General features: G+C 66.8%; 16 protein-coding genes. 10 read left to right on the top strand and 6 right to left on the bottom strand.

Features of this window, described 5'->3' with window-relative positions:
- Positions 1–22 precede the first annotated feature (22 nt).
- Together BKA07_RS04100 and BKA07_RS04095 are read left to right on the top strand one after the other, a co-directional pair.
- The gene (locus BKA07_RS04100) at positions 23–235 is read left to right on the top strand and encodes a heavy-metal-associated domain-containing protein (protein WP_167949769.1); all 213 of its coding nucleotides are present in this window, start codon (positions 23–25) and stop codon (positions 233–235) included.
- Complete coding sequence (locus BKA07_RS04095) at positions 235–2433, top strand: heavy metal translocating P-type ATPase (protein ID WP_167949768.1); 2199 nt, start codon at positions 235–237, stop codon at positions 2431–2433. Before BKA07_RS04100 ends, BKA07_RS04095 begins: the two co-directional genes overlap by 1 nt.
- Before the next feature lie 55 nt (positions 2434–2488).
- Here the strand turns inward: BKA07_RS04095 and BKA07_RS04090 are convergent, their stop codons facing one another.
- Together BKA07_RS04090 and BKA07_RS04085 are read right to left on the bottom strand one after the other, a co-directional pair.
- A complete protein-coding gene (locus BKA07_RS04090) occupies positions 2489–4135 on the bottom strand; it encodes a long-chain-fatty-acid--CoA ligase (protein ID WP_167949767.1) in 1647 nt (548 codons plus the stop codon).
- Between the two features lie 134 nt (positions 4136–4269).
- Positions 4270–4533, bottom strand: coding sequence for a hypothetical protein (locus tag BKA07_RS04085; protein WP_167949766.1), 264 nt, complete (start codon positions 4531–4533; stop codon positions 4270–4272).
- Positions 4534–4698: 165 nt separating this feature from the next.
- On the opposite strand from BKA07_RS04085, the gene BKA07_RS04080 reads away from it, so the two are divergent.
- The 3 genes from BKA07_RS04080 to BKA07_RS04070 are packed head-to-tail and all read left to right on the top strand — an operon-like array spanning position 4699 to position 7659.
- Positions 4699–5376, top strand: coding sequence for a hypothetical protein (locus tag BKA07_RS04080; RefSeq protein ID WP_342448989.1), 678 nt, complete (start codon positions 4699–4701; stop codon positions 5374–5376).
- Positions 5376–6374: a response regulator transcription factor gene (locus tag BKA07_RS04075; protein WP_167949764.1), complete on the top strand. Its 999-nt coding sequence runs from the start codon at positions 5376–5378 to the stop codon at positions 6372–6374. The genes BKA07_RS04080 and BKA07_RS04075 overlap by 1 nt, the downstream gene beginning before the upstream one ends.
- A 4-nt stretch (positions 6375–6378) precedes the next feature.
- On the top strand, positions 6379–7659 hold the full coding sequence (locus tag BKA07_RS04070) for a sensor histidine kinase (RefSeq protein WP_167949763.1): 1281 nt from the start codon (positions 6379–6381) through the stop codon (positions 7657–7659).
- A gap of 152 nt (positions 7660–7811) precedes the next feature.
- Here the strand turns inward: BKA07_RS04070 and BKA07_RS04065 are convergent, their stop codons facing one another.
- Positions 7812–8423 (bottom strand): DUF1990 domain-containing protein, encoded by a 612-nt coding sequence (locus BKA07_RS04065; protein WP_167949762.1) that lies wholly within the window; start codon positions 8421–8423, stop codon positions 7812–7814.
- A gap of 406 nt (positions 8424–8829) precedes the next feature.
- Here BKA07_RS04065 and BKA07_RS04060 point away from each other — a divergent pair, with 406 nt between their 5' ends.
- Complete coding sequence (locus BKA07_RS04060) at positions 8830–9282, top strand: MaoC family dehydratase (protein ID WP_167949761.1); 453 nt, start codon at positions 8830–8832, stop codon at positions 9280–9282.
- Positions 9283–9548: 266 nt separating this feature from the next.
- Here the strand turns inward: BKA07_RS04060 and otsB are convergent, their stop codons facing one another.
- Both otsB and BKA07_RS04050 read right to left on the bottom strand, forming a co-directional pair.
- A complete protein-coding gene (gene otsB / locus BKA07_RS04055; protein WP_209043857.1) occupies positions 9549–12194 on the bottom strand; it encodes a trehalose-phosphatase in 2646 nt (881 codons plus the stop codon).
- Position 12195: 1 nt separating this feature from the next.
- Positions 12196–12918: a hypothetical protein gene (locus BKA07_RS04050; RefSeq protein ID WP_209043856.1), complete on the bottom strand. Its 723-nt coding sequence runs from the start codon at positions 12916–12918 to the stop codon at positions 12196–12198.
- Positions 12919–13021: 103 nt separating this feature from the next.
- Between BKA07_RS04050 and BKA07_RS04045 the strand changes: the two genes are divergently transcribed.
- The 3 genes from BKA07_RS04045 (at position 13022) to BKA07_RS04035 (ending at position 15194) form a co-directional block, all read left to right on the top strand.
- The gene (locus BKA07_RS04045; protein WP_245161830.1) at positions 13022–13570 is read left to right on the top strand and encodes a winged helix-turn-helix domain-containing protein; all 549 of its coding nucleotides are present in this window, start codon (positions 13022–13024) and stop codon (positions 13568–13570) included.
- A 101-nt stretch (positions 13571–13671) separates the two neighbouring features.
- Entirely contained in the window at positions 13672–14820 is a 1149-nt protein-coding gene (locus tag BKA07_RS04040) for a serine hydrolase domain-containing protein (protein WP_167949759.1), read from the top strand.
- A complete protein-coding gene (locus tag BKA07_RS04035; RefSeq protein ID WP_167949758.1) occupies positions 14817–15194 on the top strand; it encodes a hypothetical protein in 378 nt (125 codons plus the stop codon). Before BKA07_RS04040 ends, BKA07_RS04035 begins: the two co-directional genes overlap by 4 nt.
- A gap of 6 nt (positions 15195–15200) precedes the next feature.
- Here the strand turns inward: BKA07_RS04035 and BKA07_RS04030 are convergent, their stop codons facing one another.
- Positions 15201–15623 carry a Rieske (2Fe-2S) protein gene (locus tag BKA07_RS04030; protein WP_342448988.1) on the bottom strand — a complete coding sequence of 141 codons (423 nt, stop codon included), beginning with the start codon at positions 15621–15623 and terminating at the stop codon, positions 15201–15203.
- Positions 15624–15843: 220 nt separating this feature from the next.
- On the opposite strand from BKA07_RS04030, the gene recQ reads away from it, so the two are divergent.
- Positions 15844–17676 carry a DNA helicase RecQ gene (gene recQ, locus BKA07_RS04025; protein ID WP_167949757.1) on the top strand — a complete coding sequence of 611 codons (1833 nt, stop codon included), beginning with the start codon at positions 15844–15846 and terminating at the stop codon, positions 17674–17676.
- Positions 17677–17759 lie beyond the last annotated feature (83 nt).

The following is a 17759-nucleotide window of genomic DNA, read 5'->3' as shown; positions in this document are numbered from 1 at the left end:
CGAAGGCGTAAGGAGACACATCATGACGACCACGACCATCAACGTCACCGGAATGACCTGCGGGCACTGCGTGAGCGCGGTGCAGGAGGAGCTCGGCACAGTGCCCGGAGTCACCGATGTCGCCGTCGAGCTCAATGCCGGCGGGGATTCGCCCGTGACCATCACCTCCGAAAAGGACCTCGACGAGGCCGCGATCAGCGCTGCCGTCGATGAAGCCGGCTATGAGGTGAAGTGATGTCGCGCGAGGTCGATCTCGACATCACGGGGATGACCTGCGCATCCTGCTCGGCGCGCATCGAGAAGAAACTCACCCGCTTGGACGGAGTCAGCGCGGAGGTCAATCTTCCGCTCAACTCGGCCCATGTCATCGTCGACTCCGAACTGAGCGACGCCGATCTCACGACCGCCGTCGAGAAGGCCGGTTACGGTGCCGCCGTCAAGACCGCCTCGGCGAGCGGACCCGAGATCGTCGACTACGATCCGAAGCATCTGCGGCCCCGCTTCATCGGGTCGCTGATCCTGGCCGTGCCGATCGTGGCCGTCTCGATGGTCATGGGGTGGCACTTCGCCGGCTGGCAGTGGATCGTCGCGATCCTCGCCCTGCCGGTCGTGACCTGGGGCGCGTGGCCGTTCCACTCGGCGGCGTTCAAGGCCGCCCGGGGACGTTCGACGACCATGGACACCCTCGTCAGCGTCGGAATCATCGTCGCGAGCACCTATTCCTACATCACCCTGGGCCGGGCCGTCGTCGACGGCTACGGCTGGCAGATCCCCGCCGACTACCACGTGTGGTTTGAGGCCGCGGCAGCGATCACGGTGTTCCTGCTCATCGGCAGGCTCACCGAGGACCGTGCGAAGAATCGGGCGACCGCGGCGCTCAAGGAGCTGCTGGGCCTGGGAGCGAAGTCCGCGAACGTGCTGCGCGAGGGCAGTGAGGTCCAGGTCCCCATCGATGACCTCGCCGTCGACGATGTCTTCATCGTGCGTCCGGGCGAGAAGGTCGCCACCGACGGCGAGGTGCTCGCCGGCCACTCCGCCATCGACGAGTCGATGCTCACCGGCGAATCGGTGCCCGTCGAGGTCGGTCTCGGCGATGCAGTCACCGGAGCCACGATCAACACCTCCGGCGTGCTCGAGGTCCGAGCCACCCGGGTCGGGTCCGACACGACCTTGGCTGCCATGGCCGACCTGGTCAGCCGTGCACAGACGGGCAAGCCCGCCGTGCAGCGCCTCGCCGACAGGATCGCGGCGGTGTTTGTGCCCATCGTCTTCGCCATCAGCATTCTCACGCTCCTGGTCTGGGGGCTGCTCACCGGAGACTGGGCGATGGGCCTGCATGCCGCGCTCACGGTCCTCATCATCGCCTGCCCGTGTGCCCTGGGGTTGGCCACACCGACGGCACTGGCGGTCTCGTCCGGACGCGGTTCGCAGCTGGGCATCCTCGTCTCCGGGCCCGAGGCCCTCGAGTCGACGCGCTCGATCGACACCGTCGTCCTCGACAAGACCGGAACCCTGACCACGGGTGTCACGGCCCTGCAGGAGACGCAGCTGAGCGATGAGGACTTCGCGGTCCTGGCTCGCCTGGAGTCGGCGAGCGAGCACCCCGTGGCACGCGCGATCGTCGAGGCCGGCGTGACGGAGATGAGCGGTGCGACCGGGGCGCCGGGCGACACCGTCGGCATCGACCGCTCGCGCCTCGACAGCTCGGTCGAGGCCTTCGACAACATCCCCGGGGGCGGTCTGCAGGCCACGATCGACGGCGCCGAGGTGCTCGCCGGCCGCCCCGACCTGCTCCGGGAACGCGGGATCGACGTCTCGTTCCCCGCTGAGGCCGTGCCCACAGGTGCCACGATCGTCGCCCTGGCCATCGACTCGCAGTTCCGCGGCCTGACCTTCGTCGCCGACGAGATCAAGACCGGTGCCGCCGAGGCGATCGAGGCGCTGCACGCGCTGGGCGTCGGCACCGTCCTGCTGACCGGGGACAATGCCCAAGCCGCCGAGGTGGTCGCGGGCAAGCTCTCCATCACCGAGATCCGTGCCGATGTCCGCCCCGAGGGCAAGATCGCCGTCGTCGATGAGCTGCAGGCTCGGGGGCAGGCGGTGGCCATGGTCGGCGACGGCGTCAATGATGCCGCGGCCCTGGCGGGAGCCGATCTGGGCATCGCGATGGGTTCGGGCACCGACGCCGCGATGGCGGCCTCCGACATCACCATGGTGCGCTCGGATCCGCGTCAGATTCCGCAGGCGATCCGCTTGTCCCGGAAGACGCTGAGTCTGATCAAGGGCAACCTGTTCTGGGCCTTCGCCTACAACACGGCGGCCATCCCGATCGCCGCGTTCGGCCTGCTCAGCCCGATGATCGCCGGAGCGGCGATGGCGTTCTCCTCGGTGTTCGTCGTCCTCAACAGTCTGCGGCTGCTGCGGTTCAGGTAGAGCCGATCGCACGCAAGTCCCACACCGCGGCACTGCCCGGTGTGGGCCTGGCGTGTCATCCCTGGATGCGGGACTCGCCCTCGCCCCATTCCCGGTTGCGCAGCTCGAACTTCTGGATCTTGCCGGTCGAGGTCTTCGGCAGGGCTTCGACGAACTCGACCTCACGCGGGGACTTGTACTTCGCGATCTGGGAGCGCACGTGTTCGACGATCTCGGCCTCGGTGGCCGGCTGTCCCCGGCGCACCGTGATGAACGCCTTCGGCCGCTCGCCCCATTCGGCGTCCGGCACACCGATGACGGCGACCTCGAGGACCGCTTCGTGGGAGGCGACGGCCTGCTCGATCTCGACGGTGGAGATGTTCTCGCCGCCGGAGACGATGATGTCCTTCGACCGGTCACGCAGTTCGATGTAGCCGTCCTCGTGCATCACACCGAGGTCGCCGGAGTGGAACCAGCCGCCCTGGAATGCCTTCTCGGTGGCCTCGGGGTCACGGAAGTAGCCCTTCATCACGTTGTTGCCGCGCATGACGATCTCTCCGATCGTCTGCCCGTCGGCGGGGACGTCGACGAGATCGTCACCGGAGTCGAGTGTGACGATGCGTGCCGAATCGGTCTGGACCATGCCGACGCCCTGCCGGGACAGGAGCCGTGCCCGCGACCTGTGATCGAGGCCTTCCCAGGAGTCCTGCCATTCGCACACCGTATAGGGCCCGTAGGTCTCCGTGAGCCCGTAGACGTGCACGATGCGGAAGTTCAGCTCCTCCATCTGCCAGATCAGCGTCGGGCTCGGCGGTGCTCCTGCCATGGTCGCGGTGATCCCGGCCTCGAGCGAATGTGCCTGCTCGGCGTTGATGATCGTCGACATCACCGTCGGAGCGCCGTTGAGATGCGTGACCGAGTGACGGTCGATGAGGTCCCAGATCACCTCGCCGCAGACCTCGCGCAGGCATACCTGCGTGCCCCCGGCGGCGGCCAGCGCCCACCCGGTGCACCAGCCGTTGCAGTGGAACATGGGCAGGGTCCACAGATACACGCTGCCGCCGTCGTGATCCGAGTGGACGACTTCGCCGAGTGCGTTGAGGTAGGCGCCGCGGTGCGTGTACATCACGCCCTTCGGTCGCCCGGTGGTGCCCGAGGTGTAGTTGATCGACAGCGTCGACCTCTCGTCCTCGACGCTCCAGGCGAGGTCGGAGGCGTCCCCGTCGGCTCCGGTCAGGAATTCGGCGAGGGTCGAGACCGTCGGTGAGACGGATTCGGGCCGGACCACCTCGGCGGGGGTGGTGATCGTCGCGTCCTCGACGTCGACGATGCGCTCGATCGTGTCGAATCCGTCGACGACCGGTGTGACGCTCGGCCACAGGGCAGTGTCGACGACCAGCAGCTTCGCCTGGCTGTGGTTGCAGATGTAGCGGACCTCTTCGGGCGCCAGCCGGGTGTTGATCGGCACGAGCACGGCCCCGGCCAGCGGCACCGCGTAGGCGGCCATGAGCATCTCGGGAATGTTGGGCACCAGGTAGGCGACCCGATCGCCGGACTCGATCCCGGCCGCCCGCAGAGCATGGGCTCTGCGCTCGACTGCGGCGAAGAGCTCCCGGTACGTCATGGTCTCGTCGTAGTAGACCACTGCTCGCTTGTCGGGGAACGCCTCCGCGGATCGGCGCAGAAAGGACAGCGGCGTGAATTCTGTGTTCCATGTCTCCATGGAAAGAGCCTACGGCACCGCCTCAGGCCCTCGCCGAGGTGGTGCCCGGTCGACCGCGGATACTCACCCTCGCCTGCTCGCCTGAGGACCGGTCACTCGCCTGGGGACTGGTTACTCACCTGGGGACCGGATGCTCATCTGAGGACCGGGTAGGTCTGATCATCGTTCTGCGTGTCATTGCGCATGACCCAATTGAGGATGCACGCGACACCGCTGACCGCGACGAATGCCACGCCCGCATAGAGGAAGGCGAAACCGAAGGCGGTCCCGTCCTGCCACGCACGAGTGACGATGATCGCGAGGATCAGTACGACGACGCCGCAGACGAGTCCGGCCTTGAGGGCGTCCTTGTACGACACGGTGCTGGTGGACTTCTTCCCTGACTTCGATGGTGCCATGCCCCCAGGATACCGGCCACAGCTGAGAATCGACGCACCAAGGTGCAGAATCCCGCGCACCGAGCACAACAATCACCGCAGTCCAGGGGCGCACACGGGGGCTCCTGACTCGCCTGATGACGGCGGCGGGTGGACTACCCGGACAGAACACGCAAAAATGTCTACGTGCCCACCCCCATTCGGCGCCCCTCCCATGAGGAGTCGCGCTCGCTCAGTTCGAACCAGGTCTCCCCTGGTCAGAAGTCGTACCTGCGCATATCGGCCAGGACCGTGATCGCAATGGTCCTTGCGGTCTTCACGCTGGCCGGCATGTCAGCATGCGGCCCCGACCGGGGTCTGCGCGTCGAACCGGAGAGCGAGGCATCACCCACACTGTTCGAATCGGCGAGCTCGGATGCCGGGGAACCGGACGCGCCGTTCTCACTCAGCCAGATCCGCAAAGCCATCGTGGACTCGTCCGGAGTCGCCGTGACGGGCAAGGCGGCGGAATCCGCGAAAGTCGTCGCCGATTGCGAGGAATGTCTCAAATTCTCAACCCCCTTCATGAGCGACGACAAGAAGTTCCAACTCGTCACCGTGGCCAATCCGAGGCAGAAGAGCGAGGTCGTCGCGGGAGCCGTCATCAGCAACAAGAACGGCGAACCCCGGCTCGAACTGATCGCCACAGGCAACCAACTCAAGCTCAGCCCAGGCAAGAATGGGACACTGGTCGTGCAGGAGGCGATGTATGCCGACGGCGACGATGCCTGCTGCCCCTCGGGGTGGTCGGTGCAGGTCTTCCGCCTGCATGACGGTAGGTTTGAACCGGGTCAACGCTTCACGCGGCTTAATGGAGAAACGTAATGCATATAGTTCTGGTTGAGGATGACGAGGTCATCCGCGAGACAACCCAGATCGGTCTTGAACGGTTCGATTACACGGTCTCGGCGTTCGCCGACGGCCGTGAAGGATACGAGTTCGTCGCAGCACACGGTGCCGACGTTCTGCTTCTCGACCTCATGCTGCCCACGATGAATGGTGCATCGATCTGCCGTGCGGTGCGCGAGCGCTCCACCATTCCCATCATCATCATCTCCGCCCGCTCGGATGCCATCGACATCGTCCAGGCGCTCGAAGCCGGCGCCGACGACTACCTCACCAAACCCTTCGACATGCAGGTCCTCAACGCCCGCATCCGCGCCGTCGTCCGCCGCTTCATCACCACCGGCACCGACAAGCTCGGCTACTCCCCGGGCACGGAGATGGACGAGGAACACGAAACCGTCCTCGGCCCCGGCGGCATGATCACCGGCGACGGCATCCCCGAAGTGCTCGGCGCCAGCCCCGGCATGGACACGCGCGACCGACTCAAAGCCCAGCTCGAGTCCGATGATACGTTCCTGGGCGCGGGTGGGAAATTCACCTCGGCGGATTCCGACGAGGAGCAGGTGATCGGAGTCGATGTCAGCGTTCCGCCCCGACCGAACACATCGCCGGGGACACAGTCCGGCGTGAGCCAGAACGCCTATTCGGGCGAGACGAACGCGCAGACCGGCTCCGACGGCGAGCTCGGCCCGTTCAGGACGCGGCTGGGCTCGCTGGTCCTCGACACCGGTCGGCTGACCGTGGAGATCGACGGGGAGGAGGTCCACCTCACCCCCACCGAGCTGCGCGTCCTCCTGCTGCTGACCGAGCAGCCCGAACACGTCTACTCGCGTGAGAAGATCGCCTTCACCGTGTGGGGCTACGAATGGGCCGGCGACTCCCGCGTCGTCGACGTCCACATCCAGCGTCTGCGGAAGAAGATCGGCGCGAACATGATCGAGACCGTGCGCGGATTCGGATACCGCTTCGCGGGCTGATCGCATGTCACTGCGTTGGAAGATCTCCCTTCTGATCGTTGCCTCGGTGATCATCGCCGTGCTCTCCTGCTCGATCGTGCTGCGTCAGTCCGCGGCCCGCGCGGAGGACGACCGCATGCGATCGACCGTGACCGAGCAGCTCGCGAACTCCGTGGCCATCTTCTCCGAGACCGGGGTGCTCACGCTCAACGCGCGCATCGACGACCCGGCGCTGCCCGAGGAAGCACGGGACAAAGCGCTCAAGGGACAGAGCGTGACGATGCGCTCCGAGATCGACGGTGAGGAGATCGTGTGGGCGGCGGCCCCGATGGAGGTCGGCGACCACACCGTGGTGATCTCCGTGCGCGCCTCGACCAAGGACAGCCAGGAGCTCATCAGCCGCATCGACCAGGCGCTGCTGGTGGGCATGATCGGCTCGGCGCTGGTCGTCGGCGGCGTCGGCTCCATCGTGGCCGGGCGCATCTCGCGCCGACTGACCCTGGGCGCGCAGGCCGCCCGAAAGATCGCGGGCGGGGACACGAGCACGCGGATCGCCGACGTCATCGACGAATCGGACCAGGAAGTGTGGGCCTTCGCCACCGCGGTGGACACCGCCGTGACCCGACTGACCGAGCGCATCGACTCGGAGCAGCGCTTCACGGCCGACCTGGCGCACGAGATGCGGACCCCCCTGACCGGCCTCGTCAACGCGGCCAATCTGCTCGAGGAGGATTCGCGGCCCGCCGAGCTGGTCAAGGACCGGGTGCGGCGGATGCAGGTCCTCGTCGAAGACCTGCTCGAAGTCTCCCGCCTCGACGCCGGTCGCGCGAACCCCGAGTTCACACGTGTCAACATCGACCAGGCGGTCCGATCGCTGCTGGGCACGATGACCGCCTCCGGTGCCCTGTCCGGGCATGAGATCGATACGCAGCTGGCCGCACTCAACTCGACTTTGGTCACCGACGTCCGCCGGTTCGAACGCATCGTCTCGAACCTGCTGGTCAATGCGATCAAGCACGGCGAGGACCCGATCCGTCTGGAGACGAGCACCCGCAGCATCACGATCACCGACTCCGGTTCCGGCTACCCGCCCGACATCGTCAACACCGGCCCGACCCGGTTCGTCTCCGCAGGCGGCGGCGGTATGGGGCTGGGGCTCGTGATCGCGCAGGGGCAGGCACGCCTGCTGGGCATCCGCCTGATCTTCAGCAATGATCCCGTCACCGGCGGCGCCCGCACCGAGGCGATCTTCCCGGACCCCGAGGCTCAGGACCAGGCGCTCAAGCAGTATCTCGAGTCCGCCTGAGCGAATCTTTCACCCCCGACCGCCGTCAGAGTGCCTCCCGACCGCCGTCAACGTCTCTCCCGACTTCCGTCAAAGTGCGGTTACGGTCGATTTCGCCTGGATTCCCGACCATATGCCCACAATGACACCGCATGCACGGCAACGGTCGGCGGTCAGTCGCGCAGGGCACGGGCGTACCGTCGCCGGTAGACGATCTGGGCGAGACGCACGAAGGGTTCGCCGAGGCGCCATATCCCGAAACCCGCACGCGAAACCGACCGCAGCACGAGGAACACCCTGTCGTCGGGGGTGTGGATGAGGATGAATGACTCCTCGCCGGTGATCGGGTGCCCGGGCTTCGTCGCGTAGGTGAAGCCGCGACGTCTCTCGGACTCGACAACGTCGATGACGCGGGCGGGTTCGGGCAGGCGGAACGGTCCCAGACGCACGAAGATCGTCGGCTCCTGGCCGATGCGGACCCGCGTGGGGTCAGCGGTGCTGTCGCCTTGGGACACGGGGGCGACCCCCGGGGGCCCGGCGTCGATGCACGTGGGCCCGGCGGCGACGCCCGGGGGCTCTACAGCAATGTCGAAGCCGCTGCGGATCTTGACCTTCCAATACAGAAGCTCCTCCGCACAGCGTTCGAAGGTCGCGCGCCCATGACCGACGAAGAAGGCCGATTCGAAGTCCCGGTAACCGGCGGGGCGGTCGATCCACCGAGGTGAGAGCGGCTGGGTGAGAGGTTCTGTCCGGAGTTCCGTCTGGGATAGCTGGGATAGCGCCATGCCCCCAACCTAGTCGAACCGCGAATGTGCTGCCCTGTGCCGCCGGCCTGTCGGTCCCGCCTGCCCCGCCGGCCGCGTCTGCGCGTCGGCCGCGTCGTCCGTCGTCCGCCTCTGCTCCGCCGGCCTGCCGGTCGCGTCTGCCCGTCGGCCGCGTCACCCCGCCAGCCCGCCGGCCGCGTCACCCCGCCAGCCCGTCGGCCGCGTCACCCCGCCAGCCCGCCGGTCGCGTCGGCCCGCCGGCCACCTGCCCCGTCAGTCCTGCCCGCCCCACGTGCTGCGTTACCGAATCCCGGACACTCCGGCACCACGTGCGCCATGACCAAGTAGGGTCCGATGTACCGATAGTGCTTCAATCGAATGTCCGCTCAGCAGACAGTTAAACCTCACGGATCAAAGGAGAACCAGAATGCGCACACTCAATGGCATCGACGAGATCACCTCCCTCGTCGGCACCGAGCTGGGTTCGTCCGAGTGGACGACGATCGACCAGGACGCCATCAACACCTTCGCCGACGTCACCGACGATCACCAGTGGATCCACATCGACGAGCAGCGTGCGGCAGAGGGCCCATACGGGTCGACGATCGTCCACGGCTTCTTCACCCTGTCCCTGATCCCGAAGTTCTCGGCAGAGATCTTCACCATCGAAGGCGTGTCCATCCGCGTCAACTACGGCCTCAACAAGGTCCGATTCGCCCAGCCCGTTCCCGTCGGCTCACGTCTGCGCGGCACGGTCAGTGTCAACGAGGTCATCCCCGGGGACAAGGGCACTCAGGTCATCCTCAAGCACGTCATCGAGATCGAAGGCGAAGAGCGCCCCGCCTGCATCGCCGAGGTGGTCACCCTCCTCGTCGAGTGACCTGAGCGCCGGCCGGCCTGAGCGCCCTGTGGCTGAGCCCGAGTTGAGTGTGGGCATATGGTCGATCTCCTCGCAGAAATCGACCATATGCCCACACTCAACTTCATGATGAGGCGTGCCTCCTCATGGCCAGATGCGTCCCGGACGCAGGCAGGCTTCGGCCCGCGCGGCCCGGTTGAGCCGACGTCGCCGCGCCGGATACCGCCCGCGCCGGATACCGCTCGCGCCGGCCTACGCGCCCGGGCAGCAGGCGACGAGCACCCCCTTCAGCTGGGGCGGAACTCGTCGAGCAGCTGGGCGACGCGGATGTAGCCCAGGTGCGAGTAGGCCTGGGGATGGTTGCCCAGATGCATCTCCGCCACGGGATCGTACTCTTCGGTCAGCAGGCCCGTGGGCCCGAGCAGATTGTCCAACTGCCGGAACAGGTCCCAGGCATCGTCGATCCGCCCGACCTTGATGAAGGCCTCGATGAGCCAGGTCGTGCAGATGTGGAAGCCACCCTCCAGGCCCGGCAGTCCGTCCTCGTAGCGGTAGCGGAAGACCGTCGGACCGACTCGAAGCTCGCGCTCGATCGCGTCCACCGTCGAGACGAAGCGCGGATCGTCGGCCGACAGCAGGCCGGACAGGCCCACGAACAGGCAGGCCGAGTCGAGTTCGGTGTCACCGTAGGCGACGGTGAAGGCCCCGACCTCCTCGTTGTACCCCTTCTCGAGCACATCGTGGGCGATCTCCTCGCGCAGCTGACGCCAGGCGCCGGGGAGTTCGCGGTCGAAGCGATCGGCGATCCGCAGCGCCCGATCGACCGTCACCCAGCACATCACCCGAGTGTAGACATTGTGCTTCGGCGGCCGCCTGGCCTCCCAGATTCCGTGATCGGCCTCGGACCATCTCTTGCTCACGGCCTCGACCATCTGGCAGGTCAGCCTCCAGTACGAATCCGGAAGATCGCCGAGGCTCTCGCTGAGGTCGTCGAGGAGCTCGGTGACCGGCCCGAAGACGTCGAGCTGGACCTGGTGTTCGGCGGCATTGCCGACCCTGACCGGACGGGACCCGGCGTATCCGGGCAGGTGCGCGAGCACCGCCTCGGTGGTCAGTGCAGAGCCGTCGACGGCGTAGAGGGGGTGGAGCTGTTCGGGGGACACGGTGCGATCGAGGATGCCCGTCAGCCAGGACAGGAACCCCTCGGCCTCACCGGTGGAGCCGAGCGCGAGCAGTGCGCGCACGGTCATCGACCCATCCCGCAGCCACGTGTAGCGGTAGTCCCAGTTGCGCACGCCGCCGATGCCCTCGGGCAGGGAGGTCGTCGGTGCGGCGAGCACTCCGCCGGTGGGCTCGTGGCACAGGGCGCGCAGGGTGATGGCCGAACGGATGACCTCTTCGCGGTGGTGGCTGGGGATGTGGAGGGTGTCGACCCAGTTGGTCCAGAAGTTCAGGGCGCGCTCGCGCACATGATGCTCGCCCCCGGTGGCCATGTAGCGGGCGTCGCCGGTGCCGGAGCCACATGCCAGGACGAGCACGACGACCCCTCCGGGCTGCTGCGAGGGCACGACGACCGCCTCGGCGGTATGGGACTGTCCGGTCTCACTGATCTCGAAGTCGATGCCCGGGGCGATCAGGGAGATGGGTTCCGAGGTGCCGAGCACCTGCACGCCGTCGGAGGTCCTGACCATCCTGGTCGGCACGGTCGCGTAATCGAGCCGGGGGGCGAAGCGGATCCGGGCGGCGGTGTCACCGGTGAGTACCCGCACGACGATCGAGTCGTCGCTGTTCGCGTCGACAGGGGCGAGATAGTCCAAGCAGTTCAGGCCCGGCCATCGGGTCTCGAGCAACGTCGAATGGGTGACGTAGCGCTGCGTCAGCGGGACGCTGCCGCCTGCGGAATCGACGGAGAAGTAGCCGGCCCCTTCGGCACCGAGAATCGCGGAGAACATGGACGCCGAATGGGGCAGTGGATGCGGCATCCAGCAGATGCTGCCGAAGGGATCGACCAGAGCCGTCGTCTGACCGTTGCCGATGAGGCTGTGGCGCTGGATCGGGGTCGCTCGCTGCCCGAAGAGCCAGGATTTGCGCAGCTCGTAGATTGCGGCCAGGACGACGGAGACCTCGGCGGGCGTGCTGATCCGGAAGTCCGCGTGCGTTTCGGCCGGCTCTCGGCCGACCTTGAGCCCCAGATCCTGATCCCCCAATGTCTCGAGGGCGAACTCGTCTGCGGTGTCGTCGCCGATGAACACGACCACCTCGGCGCCGACCTGTTGTCGCAGGCGAGTCAGGGCGTCGGCCTTCGAGGCGGGAACGACCGCGAGATCGATGACCTGCTTGCCCCGCGTCGGGAAGATCGTGTGGGCGTCGACGAGTTCACTCACGACGCCTTCGACTCGGCGACGTTCCGCTTCGTCGAGTCCGCGCAGGTGGACCGCGGCACCGGTGGTCTTGTGCTCGATGATCCCGTCCGGAAGTTCGCGGAAGATGTCGCGGCGCAGGTCGACCAGGGCGCTGCGCTGCTCCTCGTCGAGGGTGTCGATGGCCACCGTGTCCGTCTCTCCGCCGTGCGAGCCGAAGAGGTGGACCTCCCGAGGCAGGCGTGACATCGCCGCGAGGTCACGGAGGCTGCGACCCGAGATCACCCCCGCCGAGGTGGACGGGAGCAGGGCGAGTGCGCGCAATGAGTCGACCGAGGAATCCAATGGGAATGCCTGGCCGGGGAGGTCGACGATCGGTGCGATCGTGCCGTCGTAGTCGGTGGCGATGAGCAGTGAGGGTGAACGCGAGACCTCGAAGAGCCGACGGAAGAGCTCCGGCGAGAGTTCACGGCTGGCCTCGGCCAGGTCTCCCAGGAGCCCCGAGGAGCTGACGGTGGCGGCGATCGGAGTCAGCGGAGAGACGTGCTCGTAGTCATGCTCGACAGTACTCATCTCACCTCGAGTGGTGGTCGGGAGCGTCGGGTTCGTCATCATCGGCCTCCGAGGCCCCGACAGTGGCCGAATCAGAGTCTGCCTCGGCCGAGATCTCCTCCCTGCCGGCGGCGATCAGCTTGGCCTTGCTGATGCGCGAGTAGCCGCCGATGATGAAGATGACTCCGGCGATGAGCGTGGCCACGCCGGTGAAGCCGAGGATCCACAGCGCCCCGAAGCCGTCGCCGAACATGAGGATCACGCCGAGCAGCACGTGGCAGGCTGCTGCGATGAGGAAGTCTGAGGCCATGGGGTGGGACTTGAGCCGGCGGTAGTTCCACAGCTCGATGAGGCCGTGCAGCAGCGCCCAGATGCTCAGTGCCGCGCGCAGTTCCGCCGGCTGTTCGGCGAGGAACAGAACCACGATCGCGGGGATCGTGATGACCGCCTGCCCGAACACCGCGGTGCGCACATTCAGCGGCGAGCGCAGGCCCTGGTAGACCAGGGCGAGCGCGAAGAGCACGAGATAGCTGATGGAGAGGATGTCGACGATGTCGACGCCTATGGACAGGTGCTTGGGACTGGCGGCATCGCGCGGCCAGAAGACCGTTGCGAAGCCGAAGGCGACGCCGAGGATTCCGCGGACGATCATCGGAGAGCCGAGTGTCTTCGCCTCGGCGACGGCCCGAGGCAGGGCCTCCGCTCGCGGTTGCGTGGGTTCGGTGCGCGGTTCGTCGGTACTCATCACGACACCAGTTTAGATCTCCTGGCTGAGTCTGTCCGGTGCTGGGGCGGACACACGTCATTCATGCATGTACGTAATTACGTAATTTATGTATCATGGGGCCATGAACACGTCACCGCAAGATGAATCCACGAGCGCCGTCGAGGCACGTCTGGCAGAGCTCGAGCGCAAGGTCGCCGACCTGGAGGAGGCTTCGACGGATCGGGGCTCTGTCGACCGCACCATGTCCCGTCCGACGGAGGGCGACGACACCTTCTGGGCGCTCAACGGACTCATCGACCACGCAGGAGACGAGGGTGGCGTCGTCTACACGGGCCACACGACTCCCCCGGGCGCCGAGTCTCCTGTCTCGTGGCAGATGGGCCTGGACTCGGCGGCGATCGAGGACCTCACCTTCGCCGAGGCGGCTCCCGCCCTGGCAGCGCTCGGCCACCCGGTCCGCCTCGAACTTCTGCAGGCCATCTACGAGGGCACGACCACCGTCGCGCAGCTCGGCGACGACGACCGCTTCGGCACGACCGGCCAGATCTACCATCACATCCACGCGCTGGCCGGGGCCGGCTGGCTCGAGAACTCGAGACGCGGACACTGGCGAGTCCCCGGGCAGAAGATCGTCCCGCTGCTCACCCTCATCCTCATCGGCACCCACTGAGTGCGCCCGAACCCCACCGAGCGCACACCCCACCCACCGGCCACGCGCTGCTGCCACCGGCCGCTCGCTGCTCCCACCGCCCACGCACCGACGGAGAACCCATGGACACCGACACCGCGAGAACAGGCCAGTCGACGACCGGCAAGCCGCCACCTCGGCGAGGGATGCTCGCAGCCATTGCCACGGTCGTCGCGGCCGCCCTGCTCCTGCTCATCACCCCGTTCCCCCGCGGATTCCAGGGCGAGGCCACCGGTGACGCCGCGTTCGTCGAGGAACTCGAGGACACCCTCGGCAGCAAACACTGGCACCATGTCGCCGCGGCGAAGATCGACGGTGACGCGCTCAGGTGGGGCGGGGTCGGCGCCGACGAGGACACCGAGTTCGAGATCGGGTCGATCACGAAGACCTTCACGGCCGCCCTCTTCGCCGACGCGATCGAGCGCGGTGAGGTCGAGACGAACACCCGCCTCGGCGATGTCTGGCCCGATCTCGACGGGAATGTCGCCGAGGTGACGCTGGCCTCGATCGCGATGCAGCGTTCGGGACTGCCCGAGCAGCAACCGCCGGTCAGCATCGGTGACGGGATCACGGGTCTCCTCGCCCGCTATGTCCACACCGACCCGTATCGAGGGACGGCAGCCGAGCTCATCGACTCGCTCAGGGACGTCGAGGTGGGCGACAAGGACCCGGAGTACTCGAACTTCGCATTCGCGATCCTCGGCCAGGCGCTCGCGACGGTCACGGACACCGCCTACGCCGATCTCATCGAGCAGCGGATCACCGAGCCGCTGGGGATGACCAGCACCTATGTTCCCGATTCGGCCGATGGCCTCAGTCATGGCTTCACGGCCTCGGGGCTCCCGGCCGCACCGTGGACCATGTCTGGATCGGCACCGGCGGGTGCCATCAGATCGACGGCCCACGACCTGAGCATCTGGCTGCGGGCGACGATGGACGGATCGGCTCCCGGCGCCGAGGCGGCCGAGGCTCGCGAGGACTTCGACGAGTCCGATCGCATCGGCTGGGCCTGGTTCACGACGAGGCACCGCACACCGAACGTCACCTGGCACAACGGCGGCACCGGCGGTTATCGCTCGTTCCTCGGCTTCGATTCCGAGTCGCAGCGCGGGATCATCGTCCTCACCGACTCGGCCAATTCGGTCGACGCCGCAACCGAGCTGATCTCGGCCGAGGACAGCGCGTCTTCACGTGCTCAGGCGCACAGCCCTCAGACGGGAGCGCGCTCATGAATCCCGAACTCGTCTCCCAGGTCGCCTGCGCCATCGTCATCGCGTGGGGCGCCCTCACCGCCGTTCAGGCCTCTCGTTCGGCGACCCGCACCGGCCTCCTGGGCAGTTTTATCACAGCGGCCGCCATGTTGCTGCTCGTCCGCCTCATCGCGGACTTCGGAGGCTGGTCAGGGTGGTTCGTCTACGTCTGGCTGCTGGCCATGATCGTCTACGTCATCGGCGTGTATCGCAGCGCTTCAGCCTGGCCCGGCCTCCAATGGCGCGCGGAGGACGTGAAGGCCCGTCGGTCCGAGACGACCAATCTCAGTGTCTCCAGTGTCCTGGCCCTCACCATCACTGGCGCCCTCGTGGTCCCCGGCCTCCTGCTGGGCTGAGTACGCCTACTTTCCGGAGATCGTCAGTGTGCCATCCGAATCAGACACCGAGTATTCCGGAAGCGGCTCGGTCGCGGGACCAGTGAGTACCTCACCGGTCGTCGTCGAGAACTGCGAGGAGTGACACGGGCAGGTGATCTTGTCCTCGGTGACGGTGCGCACCTGGCAGCCCTGATGCGTGCACACGGAGGAGAAGGCGTAGAACTCACCCTCCTTCGGTTGGGTGACGACGTATGTCTCGTCGACGACAGTGCCGGACCCGACGGGGACGTCGGCAGCCGGAACGTCGGCGTCGGCGCCTGCCGCCCCACTGGACTCCGACGACTCGTCCGACGAGCACGCCGAGGTCAGTGCCACCGAGGAACCGACGACCGCGACGGTTCCTGCCACGCTCGCTGACTTGATGATCGTGCGTCTGTTCGTCTCCACTGTGCCCCTCGGTCTTCCCACCATTGCCCTGGTGCTCATCAGTAGCACATCGGCTTCTCGTCGATGCGCTGCCTGTTCGGCTATCAGGGTTCCAGGGTAACGCGAAGTGCTGACACCGCTTTTGTGCACCGTGCGATTTCCTCCACCACGCAGCGTCTGCCGTCGGGGACGGACCTTCCCGACTTCGGCCGAGTCAGCACCGTCCACTAGGCTTATGCGTATGACCTCGGCACCCACAACATCGTCGCTCGACGTCCTCCATGATGTCTTCGGCTACGACGAGTTCCGCGGTCAGCAGCAGGCGGTCGTCGATCAGGTCGTGGGCGGTGGGGACGCCGTCGTCCTGATGCCCACCGGCGGCGGCAAATCCCTCTGCTATCAGATTCCGAGCCTGGTCAGGCCGGGTACAGGCGTGGTCATCTCGCCGCTGATCGCGCTCATGGCGGACCAGGTCGCGGCCCTGGAGAACCTCGGCGTGCGCGCCGCCTACCTCAACTCCTCACTCGACTTCGAGGAGGCGCAGAACGTCGAACGTGAGCTACTGGCCGGTGAGATCGATCTGCTCTACCTCGCGCCCGAACGTCTCGTCCTGCCGCGCACCATGTCGCTGCTCGAACGAGCCCACATCGCGCTGTTCGCGATCGACGAAGCCCACTGCGTATCGCAGTGGGGCCATGACTTCCGCAGCGACTACTTGGGGCTGGGAGTGCTGGCCGAACGGTTCCCCGACGTTCCGCGCATCGCACTGACCGCCACAGCCACACCCGCCACTCACGCCGAACTCACCGAGCGTCTTCACCTAGACGAGGCCGAGCATTTCGTCGCCAGCTTCGACCGTCCGAACATCACCTATCGCATCGAGCCGAAGCAGTCCGGTCGCTCCCAGCTCATCAACTTCGTCACCACCGAACATCCCGGCGATTCCGGAATCGTCTACTGTCTCTCCCGGCGTGGTGTCGAACAGCTCGCCGATGCGCTCGCAGCCAGGGGAATCAACGCCCTGCCCTATCACGCAGGACTGCCGGCCGAGGTGCGAGCCGAGCACCAGGCACGATTCCTCCGCGAGGACGGACTCGTCATGGTCGCGACGATCGCCTTCGGCATGGGCATCGACAAACCCGACGTCCGCTTCGTCGCCCACCTCGACCTGCCGCGATCCGTCGAGGGCTATTACCAGGAGACCGGCCGTGCCGGACGCGACGGACTGCCCGCCGATGCGTGGATGGTCTACGGCCTCGGCGATGTCGTCTCCCAGCGTCGCCTCATCGAATCGGGTGACGGCGATCGGGCCTACCAGCGACGCGCGATGAGCCACCTCGACTCGATGCTGGCCCTGTGCGAGACCGTCGACTGCCGCCGCGTGCAGCTGCTGCGCTACTTCGATGAGGACTCCGAGCCCTGCGGCAACTGTGACACCTGCATCACACCACCGGTGACCTGGGACGCGACCGTGGCCGTGCAGAAGCTCCTGTCGGCTGTCATCCGCCTCGACCGGGAACGCGGACAGCGCTTCGGCTCGGGGCAGGTCATCGATGTGCTGCGCGGCAACGACAATGAGCGTTCCCGCACGGCCGACCATGAGAGCCTGAGCGTCTGGGGCGTCGGCGAGGACCTCAGCGAAACCCAGTGGAAGACCGTGGTCCGCCAGGTCCTCGCCCGCGGGCTGCTGGAGTCCCACGGCGATTACGGCGTCCTCATCGTCGGTGAGGCCGCCGGACCGGTCCTGCGCAGTGAGGTCGAGGTGTCTCTGCGCGTGGATCCCAAAAGATCTGGATCGAAGAAGGCAGCGGCCAAGCGCCGAGGCGGCCCCGAGGTCGAACTCGACCCCGCGGATGCCGAGCTGTTCGAGGCTCTGCGTTCCTGGCGTGCCGATCAGGCGAAGGAGCAGGGCGTGCCCGCCTATGTCATCTTCCCCGATGCCACACTGTACGGAATCATCGAGGCGAAACCGGGCACGGTCAGCGAACTCGGCCAGGTCAGCGGGGTGGGCCTGAAGAAGCTCGACCGCTACGGGTCCAGCGTCCTCGAGGTCCTCGAGTCCGCCGGAGCCTGACCTCGAGTCCGGCGCGGCCTGGCCTCGAGTCCGGCGCGTCCTCGAGGTCTTCGAGCCCGGCTCCGGCCGACCTGCCGAACTCT

Source organism: Brevibacterium marinum (genome assembly GCF_011927955.1).
Taxonomy (GTDB): domain Bacteria; phylum Actinomycetota; class Actinomycetes; order Actinomycetales; family Brevibacteriaceae; genus Brevibacterium; species Brevibacterium marinum.
This window is presented reverse-complemented; position numbering and strand designations above follow the sequence as displayed.